The 15905-nt window shown below is 69.0% G+C and carries 17 protein-coding genes; 8 read left to right on the top strand and 9 right to left on the bottom strand.

What is annotated here, in order from left to right:
* Positions 1 to 32 precede the first annotated feature (32 nt).
* Both ABD255_RS15345 and ABD255_RS15340 read left to right on the top strand, forming a co-directional pair.
* Positions 33 to 611 (top strand): helix-turn-helix domain-containing protein, encoded by a 579-nt coding sequence (locus ABD255_RS15345; RefSeq protein ID WP_344214252.1) that lies wholly within the window; start codon positions 33 to 35, stop codon positions 609 to 611.
* Between the two features lie 79 nt (positions 612 to 690).
* A complete protein-coding gene (locus ABD255_RS15340; RefSeq protein ID WP_344214250.1) occupies positions 691 to 1674 on the top strand; it encodes an asparaginase in 984 nt (327 codons plus the stop codon).
* Here ABD255_RS15340 and ABD255_RS15335 read toward each other — a convergent pair.
* A complete protein-coding gene (locus ABD255_RS15335) occupies positions 1646 to 2893 on the bottom strand; it encodes an RNA polymerase sigma factor (RefSeq protein WP_344214248.1) in 1248 nt (415 codons plus the stop codon). The genes ABD255_RS15340 and ABD255_RS15335 overlap by 29 nt on opposite strands.
* 276 nt (positions 2894 to 3169) lie before the next feature.
* Between ABD255_RS15335 and ABD255_RS15330 the strand changes: the two genes are divergently transcribed.
* The 3 genes from ABD255_RS15330 to ABD255_RS15320 are packed head-to-tail and all read left to right on the top strand — an operon-like array spanning position 3170 to position 5329.
* Positions 3170 to 3538: a group I truncated hemoglobin gene (locus tag ABD255_RS15330; RefSeq protein ID WP_344214246.1), complete on the top strand. Its 369-nt coding sequence runs from the start codon at positions 3170 to 3172 to the stop codon at positions 3536 to 3538.
* A 7-nt stretch (positions 3539 to 3545) separates the two neighbouring features.
* Entirely contained in the window at positions 3546 to 4685 is a 1140-nt protein-coding gene (locus tag ABD255_RS15325; protein WP_344214244.1) for a globin domain-containing protein, read from the top strand.
* A complete protein-coding gene (locus tag ABD255_RS15320) occupies positions 4682 to 5329 on the top strand; it encodes a DivIVA domain-containing protein (RefSeq protein ID WP_344214242.1) in 648 nt (215 codons plus the stop codon). Before ABD255_RS15325 ends, ABD255_RS15320 begins: the two co-directional genes overlap by 4 nt.
* On the opposite strand, the gene ABD255_RS15315 is transcribed toward ABD255_RS15320, so the two are convergent.
* Positions 5265 to 6566: an NAD(P)/FAD-dependent oxidoreductase gene (locus tag ABD255_RS15315; protein WP_344214240.1), complete on the bottom strand. Its 1302-nt coding sequence runs from the start codon at positions 6564 to 6566 to the stop codon at positions 5265 to 5267. The genes ABD255_RS15320 and ABD255_RS15315 overlap by 65 nt on opposite strands.
* A 52-nt stretch (positions 6567 to 6618) precedes the next feature.
* Between ABD255_RS15315 and ABD255_RS15310 the strand changes: the two genes are divergently transcribed.
* Complete coding sequence (locus tag ABD255_RS15310) at positions 6619 to 6795, top strand: hypothetical protein (protein WP_344214238.1); 177 nt, start codon at positions 6619 to 6621, stop codon at positions 6793 to 6795.
* Here ABD255_RS15310 and ftsY read toward each other — a convergent pair.
* The 5 genes from ftsY to ABD255_RS15285 all read right to left on the bottom strand — a co-directional run bounded on the left by ftsY (position 6792) and on the right by ABD255_RS15285 (position 13749).
* Positions 6792 to 7949 carry a signal recognition particle-docking protein FtsY gene (gene ftsY / locus ABD255_RS15305; protein ID WP_425554431.1) on the bottom strand — a complete coding sequence of 386 codons (1158 nt, stop codon included), beginning with the start codon at positions 7947 to 7949 and terminating at the stop codon, positions 6792 to 6794. The genes ABD255_RS15310 and ftsY overlap by 4 nt on opposite strands.
* A 97-nt stretch (positions 7950 to 8046) precedes the next feature.
* Positions 8047 to 9711, bottom strand: a complete 1665-nt coding sequence (gene cydC, locus ABD255_RS15300) for a thiol reductant ABC exporter subunit CydC (RefSeq protein WP_344214234.1) — start codon at positions 9709 to 9711, stop codon at positions 8047 to 8049.
* Complete coding sequence (cydD, locus tag ABD255_RS15295; RefSeq protein ID WP_344214232.1) at positions 9708 to 11339, bottom strand: thiol reductant ABC exporter subunit CydD; 1632 nt, start codon at positions 11337 to 11339, stop codon at positions 9708 to 9710. The genes cydC and cydD overlap by 4 nt, the downstream gene beginning before the upstream one ends.
* The gene (gene cydB, locus ABD255_RS15290; protein ID WP_344214230.1) at positions 11336 to 12325 is read right to left on the bottom strand and encodes a cytochrome d ubiquinol oxidase subunit II; all 990 of its coding nucleotides are present in this window, start codon (positions 12323 to 12325) and stop codon (positions 11336 to 11338) included. The genes cydD and cydB overlap by 4 nt, the downstream gene beginning before the upstream one ends.
* Before the next feature lie 14 nt (positions 12326 to 12339).
* Positions 12340 to 13749, bottom strand: coding sequence for a cytochrome ubiquinol oxidase subunit I (locus ABD255_RS15285; protein WP_344214228.1), 1410 nt, complete (start codon positions 13747 to 13749; stop codon positions 12340 to 12342).
* A gap of 79 nt (positions 13750 to 13828) precedes the next feature.
* On the opposite strand from ABD255_RS15285, the gene ABD255_RS15280 reads away from it, so the two are divergent.
* Positions 13829 to 14215, top strand: coding sequence for a BlaI/MecI/CopY family transcriptional regulator (locus ABD255_RS15280; RefSeq protein ID WP_344214226.1), 387 nt, complete (start codon positions 13829 to 13831; stop codon positions 14213 to 14215).
* A complete protein-coding gene (locus tag ABD255_RS15275) occupies positions 14212 to 15117 on the top strand; it encodes a M56 family metallopeptidase (RefSeq protein ID WP_344214224.1) in 906 nt (301 codons plus the stop codon). The genes ABD255_RS15280 and ABD255_RS15275 overlap by 4 nt, the downstream gene beginning before the upstream one ends.
* Before the next feature lie 3 nt (positions 15118 to 15120).
* Here ABD255_RS15275 and ABD255_RS15270 read toward each other — a convergent pair whose 3' ends face one another.
* A complete protein-coding gene (locus ABD255_RS15270) occupies positions 15121 to 15339 on the bottom strand; it encodes a hypothetical protein (RefSeq protein ID WP_344214222.1) in 219 nt (72 codons plus the stop codon).
* 9 nt (positions 15340 to 15348) lie between these two features.
* Positions 15349 to 15891 carry a dihydrofolate reductase family protein gene (locus tag ABD255_RS15265; RefSeq protein WP_344214220.1) on the bottom strand — a complete coding sequence of 181 codons (543 nt, stop codon included), beginning with the start codon at positions 15889 to 15891 and terminating at the stop codon, positions 15349 to 15351.
* Between the last annotated feature and the right edge of the window lie 14 nt (positions 15892 to 15905).

The raw sequence follows: 15905 nt of genomic DNA, 5'->3' as shown, positions 1-15905 counted from the left end.
AAACGACAAGAAAGTTTGCCAGAATGGCAATCATGGAAACCTACGACGAGGTCCTGGAAGCGGTCGGCCCGCGGTTGCGCAAGCTCCGCCAGGAGCGCGGTACGACGTTGTCCCAGCTGTCCACGGACACGGGCATCTCGGTGAGCACGCTGTCGCGGCTGGAGGCCGGTCAGCGCCGGCCGACGCTCGAACTGCTGCTGCCGCTGGCCCGCGCCCACCAGGTGCAACTGGACGAACTGGTCGACGCGCCGCCGACCGGCGATCCCCGCATCCACGCGAAGCCGATCAAGCACCACCACGGCGCGACGGTGATCCCGTTGACCCGGCGTCCGGGCGGACTGCAGGCCTTCAAGCAGATCGTGCCGGCGGGATGGCCGGGAGGCGAGCCGAACCAGAAGACCCACGAGGGCTACGACTGGGTCTACGTGCTGTCAGGGCGGATCCGGCTGGTGCTGGGCGACCAGGACATCATCCTGGCCGAGGGCGAGGTGGCCGAGTTCGACACCCGGATCCCGCACTGGTTCGGCAACCCGGGGCCGGGGGCCGCCGAGATGCTCTGCCTGTACGGCCCGCAGGGCGAGCGGATGCACGTCCGCGCTCGCTCCAAGTAGTGGTAGCTTGCCGGGCGGTTGTCACCCCGAAAGCTGTCGCCCCGAAAGCTTCTGTCACCCCCGAAAGGACGGCCCCTCCGTGAGCGTTGCGTTGTTCACCCTCGGCGGCACCATCTCGATGGCCGGCCGGACGTCCGAGGGCGTGGCCCGGCTGACCGGGGCCGATCTGGCCGCGGCGGTTCCCGGCCTGGCGGAACTGCCGGTGCCGCTGGAGGTCCAGGACGTGGAGGCCGTGCCGAGCGCGAACCTCACGCTCGCCACAATGCTCGACGTCGTCGACGCGGCGTCGAAGGCGGTCAGCAACGGTGCCACCGGCGTCGTCGTCACCCAGGGCTCGGACACCCTGGAGGAGACGGCCTTCCTGGTCGACCAGGTCTGGCCGCACCCACAGCCGTTCGTGCTGACCGGCGCGATGCGCAACCCCACTCTGGCCGGCCCCGACGGTCCGGCGAACCTGCTCGCCGCGACCCGGGTGGCCTGCTCTCCCGCCGCCCGCGACCTCGGCGCGCTGGTCGTCTTCAACGACCAGATCCATGCCGCCCGGTGGGTCCGCAAGACCCACAGCACGAGTACTGCGACGTTCGCCTCCCCCAACGTCGGACCGATCGGCCAGCTCGTCGAGGGCCAGGTGAGGATTCTCGCCCGGCCCAGCCGGCAGGACGGAGTACCGGGTCGGGCTGAGCCGGCGGAGCTGGATGCGGCGCGGGTGGCGCTCTACACAGTCACTCTCGACGATGACGGGCTACTGCTCGAGGGACTGGCCGAGACTCACCAGGGGTTGGTCGTAGCGGGCTACGGCGTCGGGCACGTGCCGGCTGCCCTAGCGCCGGTGTTCGGCGCATTGGCCGAGCGCATGCCAGTGGTGCTGACCTCCCGGACCGGTGGCGGCTCAGTGCTGCGCAACACCTACAGCTCAGTGGGCTCGGAGTCCGATCTCCTCAGCCGCGGCCTGATCGACGGCGGCTTCCTCGACCCCTACAAGGCACGCGTACTCCTCAGGTTGCTGCTGGCAACGGGTGAGGGCCGCGACGAGATCACTGCGGCTTTCGCCCAGCACCACTGACCTCAGCCGCCTTGGTGGTCAGGTAGTCGCGCTCCGGGAGGCTCGTAGTACGCCGGGCCGCCGTGCTGAAGTACTTCGCCGCAGTCTCGAGGTCTCCGATCTGCTCGAACAGATGACCTCGTACTGCGTCCAGCCGGTAGTGCCCCGCGAGCTTGTCGTCCAGTGGCTCGAGGAGTTCCAAGCCAGCCTTGGGACCGTCCACCATCGCCACAGCGATCGCGCGGTTCAGGGTCACCATCGGGTTGCCCGACAGGTCTTCCAGCAGGTCGTAGAGCGCGACGATCTGGGGCCAGTCGGTGTCCTCCGGCCGGTCCACCTCGTCGTGCAGCGCGGCGATCGCGGCCTGCAGTTGGTACTCGCCCAGCGGCTTCCTGCCGAACGCGTCGACTGCCAACTCCAGCCCTTCACTGATGAAGTCCTTGTCCCACAGCGACCGGTCCTGGTCCGCCAGCGGGATCAGCTCCCCCGCCGGTCCGGTCCGGGCCGGGCGGCGGGCATCGGTCAGCAACATCAGCGCCAGCAGCCCAGTGACCTGGCCCTGCACCTGCTGACCCCACCCCGCCACCCCGGTCAGCCACTCCGGCAACAATCCATGCACCATCCGGGTCAACCGGATCGCCTCGCCGGACAGGTCGGCGCGATGCAACTCTGCTCCGCCGCTGCTCGTGTAGCCCTCGTTGAACAGCAGGTAGAGCACGTGCAGCACCTGCCGCAGCCGTTCCTCGCTGGGCTCCAGGTCGAAGTCCATGCCCTTGAGCTTCAGCTTCGCCCGGGTGATCCGCTGCGCCATCGTTGCCTCAGGCACCAGGTACGCCCTGGCGATCTCGGCCGTGGTCAGTCCGCCGACGGCGCGCAGGGTGAGCGCGATCGCCGAGGCCGGGGTCAGCGCGGGGTGGCAGCACAGGAACAGCAGCCGCAGCGTGTCATCCTTCTCCTCGACGTCCTCGGCCGGCACGTCGCGCTGCGCCGCCAGTTCCTCTCGCTTGCGCCGGGCCCGCTCCTGGCGGATCTCGTCGATGAACCGCCGCGACGCCGACTGGATCAACCACCCGCGCGGGTTGCCCGGGATCCCCTCCCGCGGCCACGTCCTGGCCGCCGCGATCAGCGCCTCCTGGACGGCGTCCTCCGCCGCGGTGAAATCCCCGGTACGCCGCACCACCGCGCCCAGCACCTGCGGGGTCAACTCCCGCAGCAGCGTCTCCAACTCGGCCTCGTCCACGGACCCATTCTGTCGATCCCACCGGCAGGCTCGGGACAGGCAGTGTCCAGTGGTCAAATGCGCAACTGAAAATCGGGCTTGCCGTTGCCTAAGGCAATCAATAGCACGTGCCCCCGGCGGCCTAGATTGACCTTGCGGAGCAGGGTTGTCAACGTCACGAACGGACTACGGACGGATCTTTTCGAATCTCTTGCGATCGCTTGACCAACCCCTGGTTCAAGTGTTCGGATCGGGTCCGCTCGGGGATCGATTCCACACATGGGAGAGGGTTGCTCCGTGGTTGAGCAGACAAGTGATTACGCCGCCGTCGGCGGTGGCGCGGCGATCTCGTCGGTCGTGGATTTGTTCTACCAAAGCGTGCTCGCCGACCCCCGGCTGGCCGGGTACTTCGAGGGCACCGACCTGGCCCGGCTGAAGCGCCACCAGGTGCAGCTCGTCTCCCAGGTGATGGGCGGCCCGGTCTCGTACGAGGGCGCCGACCTCGCCGAGGCGCACCGCGGCCGCGGCATCACCGACGCGGACTTCGGCCGGGTGGTGGAGCACCTGATCGCCGCGCTGGAGGCGCACAGCGTGCCGGACGACATCATCGGCCGGGTGGTCAAGGCGCTCGGCGCCACCCAGGACGACATCGTCACCGCGCACTGACGCGGGGATGGACCCGGCCGCGCTGAAGAACAGCTGGGCCCTGGTCGCCAAGTCCGGTGACGAGGTCCCGCTGTTCTTCTACTCCCACCTGTTCCTTTCCCATCCCGAGGTCCGGGAGATGTTCCCGGTCTCGATGGCCGCCCAGCGGGACAAGCTCGTCGGAGCGCTCGGAGCCGTCGTCAGCAACGCCGCACAACTCGACGAAGTGGTGCCCTTCCTGCAGCAACTCGGCCGGGACCACCGGCGGTTCTCGGTGATCGCGGAGCACTACTCGGCGGTCGGCGCGTCCCTGCTCGCCACCCTTCAGCACTTCCTCGGCGCGTCCTGGACCTCTGAGCTCGCGGCCGACTGGGCCGAGGCGTACGGCCTGGTCGCGACGGTGATGGTCCAGGCGGCCGAGGAGTCCGCCGAGGAGACCCCGGCCTGGTGGCCCGGCGAGGTGCTCGGTGTGGACCGCCGCACGATGGACGTGACGATCGTGCAGATCCGGCCGGAGCAGCCGCTCACCTACCAGCCGGGCCAGTCCGTCGCGCTGGAGATCCCGTACCGGCCCCGGAGGTGGCGCTATTTCAGTCCCGCGAACGCCCCGCGCGACGACGGGTCGATCGAGCTGCACATCGGGTTGGTGCCCGGCGGCCAGGTCAGCGGACCCGCGGTACGGTCGCTGAAGAAGGGGGATCCGGTTCGCCTCGGTGCGCCGGTCGGCGACACCCTGAAACTGCCGGACGACGGCCGGCGGAACCTGCTGATGGTCGCCGGTGGCACCGGGCTGGCTCCGCTGCGGGCGATGCTGGAGCAGCTCGACCGGCGGACGCAGCCGGCTGACATCCCGATGGTGCACCTGTTCCACGGAGCCCGGATGCCGTGGAACCTCTACGAGCACCAGCAACTCACCAGGCTCGCCAAGCGGCCCTGGTTCAGCTACACGCCAGTGGTGTCGGACGACAGGTCATACCCGGGCCAGCGAGGTCTGGTCGGCTCAGTGGCCGCCGAACACGGCCCGTGGACCGGACACACCGCTCTGGTGTGCGGGTCCCCGGCCATGGTGGCTCACACCGTCGACGAACTCACCGGAGCCGGCACCCCGGCGGCAGAAATCCGCATCGAGTCCTTCGGGACCACGACCTCGCCAGGGGGCCAGCAGTGACGCGCGAAGACCCGTTCGCCCGGAGACCCGTCCAGTCGCCGAACGCGATCCGGCACCAGACCTTCGGCACCCGCCGCAAGGGCCTGGACCCGGACGAGGTGGCGGCGTACCTGGGTGCGCTGGCGGAGCAGATCGAGTACGCGGACGCGGACCGGGCGGAGCTCAGGGCCGAGCTGGAGCGCTACCGCAACAGCACCCCGGACGAGGACCAGCGGGCGCACATCACGGCGCACGCCGTCGGCCTGCTGAGCCAGGCCCAGCAGATCGCGGACAACCTGGTCGCCGAGGCCGAGCAGTACGCCAAGGACCTGGTGGAGTCGGCCCGGCACCAGCAGCGCGACGTACTGCAGCAGGCGCACGACTCGGTGGAGACAGCGGTCAAGCGCCTGCCTGTGAGTGACGCGCAGGCAGCAGAACTGGAGTACGTCCGGACGTTCACCCAGGTGGCCCATGTTCAACTGCGCTCGGTTCTGGACGCGCTGGCAGAGCAGGTGGAGCGTCTGGGTCAGCTTCCGCAGCCGCCGCGGAACCAGCAGCCCGCACAGGTCGAAGGTGACGTGCAGTGGTGGACGGATCTTTCTACTGATGCCGCCGGGTCCGCTCGGGACTCGCTGTCTCCAGGGGGACATCGACGGCCGGGATGACCGCCAGGTTGGTGGTCTGCCGGGCCAGTGCCGCGTCGAAGAGCCAGTCGCTCGCGGTACGGGCCCGGTTCCCCGGCATGGAGAGCAGGTGGTAGCCACGGGTCACCACCTTGGCCGGCAGGCCCGCTAACGGGATCTGCAGCGGGTTGGCTGCCGCCTGCTTGCCGCCCAGGTCCACCACGAACCCGAGATCCTTGTGCACGTACCGCTTCCGTTCACCCTTCCCGAAGGTCGCAGCGACGTTGCGTGCGGCCTGCCTACCCTGTCGCTCGGCATGCTGCGCGGTCATCGGCGTCACCTCACCAGGCCGGGTCAAGTCCGGTACTGCGGCCGCATCCCCGCATGCGAACACATCGGGATGACCCGGCACGTTCAGGTACTCGTCGACGACCAAGCGGCCCTTCTCGGTCTTCAACCCGAGCCCGTCGACCATCGGGTCCGGCCGGACCCCGACACACCAGACCAGCGTCTGGGTAGGCACGAACTCCTTGTTGGTGAGCCGTACCCCGTCCATCGTGGCCTCCTCCACCGACAGTCGCATCCGTACGTCGACATCCCGCTGGCGGAGCACCTTGTCCGCAGTACGGGACAGGCGAAGGTCCAACTCGGGCAGTACCCGGTCGGCGACGTCCAGCAGCATCCAGCGGATCCGCTGGTGCCGTAGCCGCGGCCGTCGCTTCTTCAGCAGGTCGGTATAGAGCACGCCGTGTGCGGCGACCTCTGTGCCCGTGTAGCCGGCCCCCACCACTACGAAGGTGCACAGCGAGTCCCGCTCGGCCTGGTCGTTCGAGGCGTCGGCCAGTTCCAGTTGCTGGGTCAGGTGGTCCCGCAGGAAGACAGCCTCAGGGATCCCCCGGAACCCGCGCGCGTGCTCGGCGACGCCCGGGATCGGCAGCAGCTTGTTGACGCTCCCCGCGGCGATGATCAGCCGGTCGTACTCGATCTCCCCGCGACGGTCGGCCGGATCGGCGTACCGGACCTTGCGGTTGTCCAGATCGAGGCCGTCCACCTCCCCGAGGACCAGGCGGACGTTGGGCAGCGAGTCCGCGATCGACACCGTGATCCGGCGCGGCTCCAGGATGCCGGTGGCCACCTCGGGCAGCAGCGGCACGTAGAGGAAGTAGTCGGTCGTGTTGACCACCACGACCTCGGCTCGGTCGCCTGCCAGCCGGCAGAGGGTCTTGGCTGCGTGATAGCCGGCGAACCCGGCCCCGATGATCACGATCCGCGGCTTCATTGTTCCTTGGTACCTGATCGTCGCCCGGGCAACCAGGGCTAAGCTCCCGCGCATGACCGGGGACACGCGCTGGTGTTCGGCGAGATCGCGGCGGAGTACGACCGGGTCCGGCCGAGCTATCCGCCCGAGCTATCCGGCCGAGCAGATGGTGGCCGAGCTGGAGGCGCTGCTGTCTGAATCGGTCGTGGTGGACGTCAGCACGCAGTTGTTCCTGGCCAAGAAGCTCTAGTCCAGCAGGGCGTCGACGAACTGCTCGGCGTCGAAGGGGGCCAGGTCGTCGGCGCCTTCGCCGAGGCCGACCAGCTTGACCGGCACGCCCAGCTCGCGCTGCACAGCGATCACGATGCCGCCCTTCGCGGTGCCGTCCAGCTTGGTCAGCACCAGACCGGTCACGTTGATCACCTCGGCGAACACACGGGCCTGGGTGAGACCGTTCTGGCCGGTGGTGGCGTCGATGACGAGCAGCACCTCGTCCACCTCGGCCGTCTTCTCGATCACCCGCTTGACCTTGCCGAGCTCGTCCATCAGGCCGGTCTTGGTGTGCAGCCGGCCGGCCGTGTCGACCAGGACGACGTCGGCCTGCTCCTCGATGCCCTGCTTGACCGCGTCGAACGCGATGCTGGCCGGGTCGCCGCCCTCGGGGCCGCGGACGGTCCGGACGCCGACCCGCTCGCCCCAGGTCTGCAACTGGTCCGCGGCGGCGGCGCGGAAGGTGTCGGCCGCGCCGAGGACGACGTGCTTGTCCTCGGCGACCAGGACCCGGGCCAGCTTGCCGACCGTGGTCGTCTTGCCGGTGCCGTTGACGCCGACCACGAGGACCACCGCAGGCTGGCTGTCCCCGCGCTCGACCTTCAGCGAGCGGTCCAGCGACGGGTCGACCAGCGCGATCAGTTCCTCGCGCAGGATCGTCCGCGCCTGCTCACCGGTGACGCCCTCGACCCGGACCCGGGTGCGCAGCTTCTCCACCAGTTCCTGGGTCGGGGTGACGCCGACGTCGGCCGTGATGAGCGTGGTCTCGATGTCCTCCCACGCCTCGTCGTCGAGCTTGTCCCGCGACAGCAGCGCGAGCAGGCCCTTGCCGAGCGAGCCCTGCGAACGGGCCAGCCGGGCGCGCAGCCGGACCAGCCGGCCCTGCGCGGACTCGGGCTTCTCCAGGGTCGTTGTCGTCGCTTCGGGCAGCTCGGTGTCCTCGAGCGTCCGGGTCGGCGTGTCGCGCGGTTCTTCCGCGTCGTCGCCGACCTGAGGCTCGGTGATCTCGGGAGTCGGCTTGGTGGCCGGCAGCTCCGCCCTGCGGCGCCTGGTGACGACCAGACCGGCCGTACCGGCGACCAGCACGACGGCGATCGCCGCGATGATAGCTAGCTGATACGAAGCCCACCCCACCGCCCCGGTCAGGGCCTGGTCGGTGAGCAGGGTGACAAGCTGAGAGGTCAACACGATCCCCCATCTTGGCAGACGCCCGGCCCGCCTCCCGCATCCCTCACGGCAGGTTGGTTGCCGGTAGCAGCGGGTGAGGAGTAGGCCCGGCGAGGATCTCCACCGGCTGCGTGAGCTCCGGAGCCAACTCCGGCCGATGTGTGAGCAGTACGACGGTACGTCGGCCCGCAGCAGCGAACAGGTCCATCAGCAGGACGCGGGCGGTGTCCTCGTCGAGATGCTCGGTGGGCTCGTCCAGCACGAGCACGTCGTGATCCGCCAGCAGCAGGCGGGCGAACGCCAGCCGCTGCCGCTCTCCCCCGGACAACCGCGCCCCGTGCTCCCCCACCATCGTGTCGAGCCCTTCCGGCAGGCTCTTCACGAACTCCCCGAGCCGAGCCTGGTACAGCGCCTTCCACAACCTCAGGTCGCTGGCCCCGGGCTTCGCGAGCAGCAGGTTCTCCCGGATGCTCGTGTCGAACACGTGGCTCTCCTGAGTCAGCAGCCCCACCACCGACCGCACCTCGTCGCCCGCCAGTTGGCTGACATCCACCCCACCCAGCAACACCTGGCCACCCCACGGCTCCAGGAACCGCAGCAACACGCTCGCCAGCGTGCTCTTCCCCGCGCCACTGGCTCCCGTGACAACTACGCGGCTCCCGAAGGGGACCGTCAGGTCTACGCCCCGCAAGACCGCGGCCTGGGGGTTGTAGCCGGCATCTAGTGACCGCACTACCAGGTCGCGGCCCGACGGTAGGGGCTTCGGCGTCTCTGGTTCTCTTACCGGAGTCCGAGTGTCCAGCACCTCCTGGACCCGCGAGAGGGACGACCTGACGCGGGTGGCCAACTGTGCTGCAGCGGGGAGTCCACCGAGGACGTCGGCCAGGGCCAGGGGCGTCAACACCAAGACGGCGAACACCGGCCCGGAGATGTCTGCGCTACTACCAAGCACCAGCCCCGCCAAGCTCGCACCGCCGACACACAGAACCAGCAGCGCGTTCCCGAACCCAGCGCTCCAGGCCGACCGTCGCTCAGCTGCCGCCAGTCGTGCATCCGCCGCACCGAAGGCTCGGAGCACGTCGTCGACAGCGCTGAAGGCGACCACATCGGCTGCGGTCAGCAACGTCTCCGTCGCTGACGCGGCCACCTCTCCGCGAGCCCCGGCGATTGACCTCTCCGCCCGTCGTGCAGTCGCGGACGTCACCCACGGCACCACCGTGCACGCGAGCGCCACAGCAACCGCCACGGCGACGCCCGCCGACGGCAAGAACACCACCAGCAGCGCAACCGTCGCAGTTCCGGTCAGAGCTGCCACCAGCACAGGCAAGACGACCCGCAGCCAGAGATCCAGCACAGCATCGACGTCCAGCAGCAGGCGAGCCAGCAGATCCCCGCTGCGCAACGATGACAACCCGGCAGGTGCCAGTTCCTCGAGGCGTGCGGTGATCCGCGACCGCGTCTCTCCCAGCACCCTGTACGCCGCGTCGTGCGCCGCGAGGCGTTCGACGTACCGGAAGAAGCCTCGCCCCACGCCAAAGGCCCGGACTGCCACGATCGCCACCAGCAGGGTCAGCACGGGTGGTTGCGCGGCCGCCGTCGTGATGAGCCACGCGGACGTCGCCAACAACGCCACCGCGGAGCCGGACGCCAGCACCCCAGCCAGCAAGGCAAGCGCCAGCCTCGGCGTAGTCGTCCCCTCCGGCTTGGCAAGCCCCAGTGCTGTACTCACACCGCCACCATCCTGTTCGCCGCAGCTCCAACAGTCACTACGCGGTCTGCAGCGGCCAGCAGTGCGGGCCGATGCGCGACCAGCAGCACCGTGCGCCCGCTCGCCCGGAGGTTCGCCACTACAGCCGCTTCAGATGACGCGTCCAGCCCAGCAGTCGGCTCATCCAGCAGCAGTACCGGCGCCTCGGTGATCAGGGCTCTGGCCAGCGCCACCCGCCTCCGCTGACCACCTGACAGCAACTGTCCGCCCTCACCGACAGGCTTGGCCGGGTCCAGCTCCGAGGCGCCTGCCTCAGCCAGCGCGCGCAGTACCTGCTCGTCGGTAGCAGTAGGTCGGCCGAGCCGGACGTTGTCCGCAATAGTTCCCACACGCAGGCCTGGACGCTGTGGGACCCAGCCGAACTGCGCCCGCCACAGGTCCGGCTCGAACTCGTCCGCCGCACTGCCGCCGGCCACCATCACCCCGGACTCAGGAACCACGAAGCCGAGCACAGCGGCGATCACCGTCGACTTCCCGGCCCCACTAGGACCGGCGAGCGCGACAACCTCCCCCGGCCACAGATCCAAGTCGAACGCCTTCAGCGCCGGCTCGTCCCGCCCCGGATAGCGCACGGTCACGTCGTGCAGGTGCAACGAGGTCACCCGCAGGTCCGGCACATCGGTCCGCTCACCTCGTTCAGGCAGCGGCGTCTCCAGCACCCGGAACACTTCCTCGCTTGCGGCAACCCCGTCAGCGCTCGCGTGGAAGTGCGCCCCTACCTGCCGCAGCGGCAGGTAGGCCTCGGGCGCCAGGATCAACACCAGCAACGCCGTCTCCAGGCCGAGCTTCCCCTCCACCAGCCGCAGCCCGACTCCCACCGCCACCAGAGCCACCGAGATGCTCGCCAACAGTTCCAGCACGAACGACGACAGAAACGCCAGCCGCAGGCTCTTCATCGACGCCACCCGGTGCCTGTCCGTCACCCGCCGTACTGCGCCCGCCTGCCCCTTCGCCCGGCCGAACAGCTTCAGCGTCGGCAGCCCCGCCACCACGTCCGAGAAGTGATGAGCCAGTACTGCGAGCGCGTGCTGCCGGCGACGGCTGTGTGCCTCCGTCGCCCAGCCCACCAGCGCCATGAAGATCGGGATGAGCGGCAGAGTCACCAGCACGGTCACGGCGGCCAGCAGGTCACCAGTCGCCATCCAGGCGACCACCCCAGCCGGCACCGTACCTGCCAGAACCAACTGCGGGAGATAGCGGGCGAAGTACGGGTCGAGGTCGTCCAAGCCCTTGGTGAGCAAGGTGGTCAGCTTGCTGCTTCGCTCCCCACTGAGCCAGGCCGGGCCGAGTTTCAGCGAGTGCTCCAGCACCTGCCGACGCAGCGTCGACTTGACGGCAGCAGCCGCCCGCTGAGCGACGACCTCCTGCAGCCACTGCAGACCCGCCCGCGCCGCGATGACCACTGCGAGCAGGAGAGCCACCTGGCCGACGCCCTCGTTTCGCAGTACGACATCGGCGATGCCGTGGGCCAGTAGTACGGCTTGGAGGATGATCAGCAGACCGGTTGCGACCCCGATGAGCACGGAGCCGGCCAAGAACACTCGGGCGGCTCGTGCCCGCCGCAACAGCCTGGGGTCGAGCGGCTTCATGACACCGCGACCGTGACGCGCTTACGGAACACCCAGTAGGTCCAGCCCTGGTACAGCAGCACCAACGGCGTACTGATCGCCGCGATCACCGTCAGCACCTTCAGCGAGTAGGGCGACGAGGCTGCGTTGACTGTATTGAGGCTCCACGCCGGGTCCAGCGACGACGGCATCACCGCGGGGAACATCGCCACGAACAGGGACGCCACTGCGAGTCCGATCGCCACTGTGGTCCCCACGAAGGCCCAACCCTCGCGGCGCATCCTGTTGGCGACCAGCCCGGCCACCAACGCGCCAGCGGCACCTACCGCCAGCACAGTCGACCAGAGATCGCCGCGCTGCCCATGGGCCCAGGTCAGGAAGCCCACAGCCAGTACTCCCGCCGCCAGGCCGCACACCGAGGCGAGCCGATTGGCCCGCTCCCGCAACTCCCCCGTCGTCTTCAGGGCCAGGAAGATCGCCCCGTGCGCCACGAACAACGCCGTGAGCGTCACCCCGCCCAGCAGCGCGAACGGGTTGAGCAGCGACCCCAGACTCCCGACGAACTCATGCGAGGCATCCAGCGGTACGCCGCGGACCAGGTTGGCGAAGGTGATCCCCCACAGCAGCGCCGGGACCAGCGACCCGACCGTGATCAGGGTGTCCATCCGCCCACGCCAGAGCAGGTCGTCGCGCTTGCCGCGGTACTCGATCGCGACGCCGCGCAGGATCAGCGACACCACGATCGCGAACAGCGGCAGGTAGAACCCGCTGAACAACGACGCGTACCACTCGGGGAAGGCCGCGAAGGTCGTCGCGCCGGCCACGATGAGCCAGACCTCGTTGCCGTCCCAGACCGGCCCGATCGTGGTGATCGCGGCGCGCCGCTCGGGCTCGTCCCGGCCGAGCACCCGGACCAGCATCCCGACCCCGAAGTCGAAGCCCTCGAGCACGAAGTACCCGATCCAGAAGAACGCGATGACGAGGAACCAGACGGTTGTGAGTTCCATTGCTCAGACCACCTCTAGTATGCGAAGGAGAGCGGTTTGCCGGAGTCGTCCGGCTCGGGTGGCGTGTCCGGCTCCGGCGCCACCCCGGCCAGCCCGGCCCGGATCGCGCGGAACATGAGCTTCACCTCGACCACCGCCAGGGCGCCGTACAGGAGCAGGAAGCCGATCATCGAGATCAGGATCTCGGTCGTGGTGGTGCCCGGCGACACCCCGGCGGAGGTGGGCAGCAGGCCGAACACCAGCCACGGCTGCCGGCCGGTCTCGGTGAAGATCCAGCCGAAGGTGTTCGCGACCAGCGGCAGCAGCGGCAACGGCAGCGCCAGCCAGACCAGCCGGCGGTCCGGCGCCCGTCCCCTCCTGGTTGCCCAGAGCAACAAGAGGGCCAGCGCCACAGACGTCATCCCCACCCCGATCATCAGCCGGAAGGTCCAGTAGGTGAGCGGGATGTTCGGCTTGTACGAGCCCGGGCCGTAGAGCTGCTCGTAGGCCTGCTGCAGCGAGTTGATCCCCTTCACCTCGCTGTCGAAGTCGCCGTTGGCCAGGAACGACAGCAGGTAGGGCACCTTCACCGAGTAGATCTCGCGGGAACCGTCCAGGCTGCCGACGGTGAAGATCGAGAACGCGGCCGGTTTCTCCGACTCGTAGAGCGCCTCGGCCGCGGCCATCTTCATCGGCTGCACCTCGGTCATCACCTTGCCCTGCTGGTCGCCGCTGAGGGCGACGCCGGCGCCGGCCACCAGGACCACCACCGCGCCGAGGCGGAGCGCAGTACGGAAGGCTGGGACGTCCACGCCCGGCCTGCGGACCAGGTGCCAGACCGCGACACCTGCGACGAACGCACCACCGACCAGGAACGCGGCGAAGATCGTGTGCGGGTAGGTGACCAGCACCACCTTGTTGGTCAGCACCGCCCAGAAGTCGGTGAGCTCGGCCCGGCCGCGCTCGGCGTTGTAACGGAAGCCGACCGGGTTCTGCATCCACGAGTTGGCCGCCAGGATGAAGTACGCCGACAGTTGCGTGCCCAGCACCACCATCCAGATGCAGGCCAGGTGCACCTTCTTCGGCAACCGGTCCCAGCCGAAGATCCACAGGCCGATGAAGGTGGACTCGAAGAAGAACGCCAGCAGCCCCTCCAGCGCCAGCGGGCCGCCGAACACGTCGCCGACGAAGCGCGAGTAGTCGCTCCAGTTCATCCCGAACTGGAACTCCTGGACGATCCCGGTGACGACTCCCATCGCGATGTTGATCAGGAACAACTTGCCGTAGAACTTGGTCAGCCGCAGGTCCTTGTCCTTGCCGGTCCGGTACCACGCGGTCTGCAGGCCGGCCGTGATCGCGACCAGCGAGATCGTCACCGGGACGAAGAAGAAGTGGTAGACGGTGGTGATCGCGAACTGCCAGCGGGCCAGATCCAGGGTGTCCACGAGGCCTCCCGAGCCATCTACGACGTTACGTAGTAGATGCTAGCCGAGATCTACTACGACGTGTAGTTACACTGGTCACGTGACCACCGACCCGAAGGCTCCCCGCCCCCTCGGAGACCTCGAACGCCTGGTGATGGAGCAGCTCTGGGCAGCCGACGGCGCTCTCACCGTCCGGGAGGTCCACGAGCAGCTGTCCCGGACCCGCGAGCTGGCCTACACGACCGTGATGACCGTGCTCGACCGGCTCGCCAAGAAGGACCTGACCGAGCGCGAACGCGACGGCAAGGCCTGGCGCTACAAGGCGGCCGCGCCGCGCGAGGAACTGGCCGCCGACCTGATGCGGGACGCGCTGGACCGGGCCGGCGATCGCCGCGAGGCCCTGGTCCGCTTCGTCGGCCAGGTCAGCGACGAGGAAGCCGCACTCCTCCGCGACGCGCTGGCTCGGCTGGAGGCGCGGGACGGGTGATCACCCCGCTCCTGCTTGCCGCACTCGCCCTGGTCCTGACCGGACCGGCTCCAGCACTCCTTGCCCGCTCCAACTGGCCCTACCGGATCCCCCGCGCCGCTGTGGCGCTATGGCAGGCGATCGCGCTAGCCGCAGTACTGGCTGCTTTTGGGGCTGGGATCGCGCTGTCCTACTCCACGGCGGGCGAGCCCGGGGAACCGCGCTTCGACCCGTCGTCACCTCGGGACTTGGCTGCGGGCGCAGTACTGGCTTTGACTGCGCTGGTCGGTGTCCGGCTGCTCTGGGCCGCTGGTCGAGTCGCCGTCGGGACTAGAGCGCGCCGCAAGCGCCACCGAGACTTAGTAGACGTACTGGCCACCCCGGACGGGTTGATCCCCGGCCTGCGGGTTCTGGCCGAGGAGACCCCGCTGGCCTACTGCTTGCCTGCACTGCGCGGCTCGCGGGTCGTCGTGTCGGTTGGTGCGCTGGACCGCCTGGACGACAGCGAGCTACGGGCAGTGCTGGCTCATGAGCAAGCTCATCTCCGCGCGCGCCACGACCTGGTATTAGAGGCCTTCACCGCGATTCGGAGGGCCTTTCCTCGCTGGGTCCGCAGCGACCTAGCCCTGGAACAGGCCCGCACCCTGGTGGAGCTCCTGGCCGACGACGACGCCCGCCGCCGCATCGGCCCGCTCCCCCTGGCCCGAGCCCTGGTCGCCCTGGCCGGCTCTCCTGCCCCCGAGGCCGCCATGGCCGCCGCCAAGTCCTCCACGGTCCTCCGGGTCCAACGCCTGGCCGACCCAGAACCCGACGCCAGGCTGCTCTCCGCCGCCACCTACACCGCCGCGGTGCTGCTCCTGGTCGTCCCCACCTTTACGGTGGCGGCTCCCATCGTGAGAGCGGTCGTCAACGCGGTCAGCTGATACTCAGCGCCGGTTGCGCGGGTGGTTCTTCCCCATCCGCTCGTTGCCGCGTTTGTAGTTGCCGGTCCACCGCGCCATCACTTCCTGCGGGTCCTCGTCAACCTCTCCGAGGAACTCCCCGGCCCGGCTGCCCCGCAGTACGGTCGCGGGCTTGCCGTGATGGGTGATCCGCACCGTGCCGTCAGGCCGGGCCACGTAGTCGAATCCGTTGGGTGCGGGCACGCCGGCATCCTAGTTCGGGCGGTAGCGGAGTACGACGCCATTTCCAGCCCAGGGGGTGGCTTCCAGGAGCTCCAAGGAGACCTGCGCGGAGGGGAAGACCGGCTTGCCCCCGCCCAGCAGCAACGGGCAGACGCGGAGTTGGACCTCGTCGACCAGGCCGGCGGTCAGCAGCGAGTGGAAGAGCGAGATGCTCCCCCACAACACGATGTCCTTGCCGTCCTCGCGCTTCAGCGCGGACACGGCGCCGACCGCGTCGGTGACCACCTCGCCCGGCTCCCACTCTCCCCACGGCGCCGACTCGAGGGTCGACGAAACGACCACCTTGCGCAGGCGGTTGAGTTTCGGCGCGAGCTCATCGGTTGCCGTCGGCCAGTAGCCGACGAACAGCCGATAGGTGGTCGCGCCGAGCAGCATCGTGTCCACACTGTCGAGCAGCAGCAGGTTGTCACGGTCGTCCTGATCCGTGACGGTGTCGAAGAACGAAAGATCGTCCCCCGGCCCCGCGGCATACCCGTCGAGTGACACGTATTCCTGAAAGATGAGCTTCCTCATCGGGCCAACCTACT

The organism is Kribbella sancticallisti (assembly GCF_039530625.1).
In the GTDB taxonomy this organism is placed as follows: Bacteria; Actinomycetota; Actinomycetes; order Propionibacteriales; family Kribbellaceae; genus Kribbella; species Kribbella sancticallisti.
This window is presented reverse-complemented; position numbering and strand designations above follow the sequence as displayed.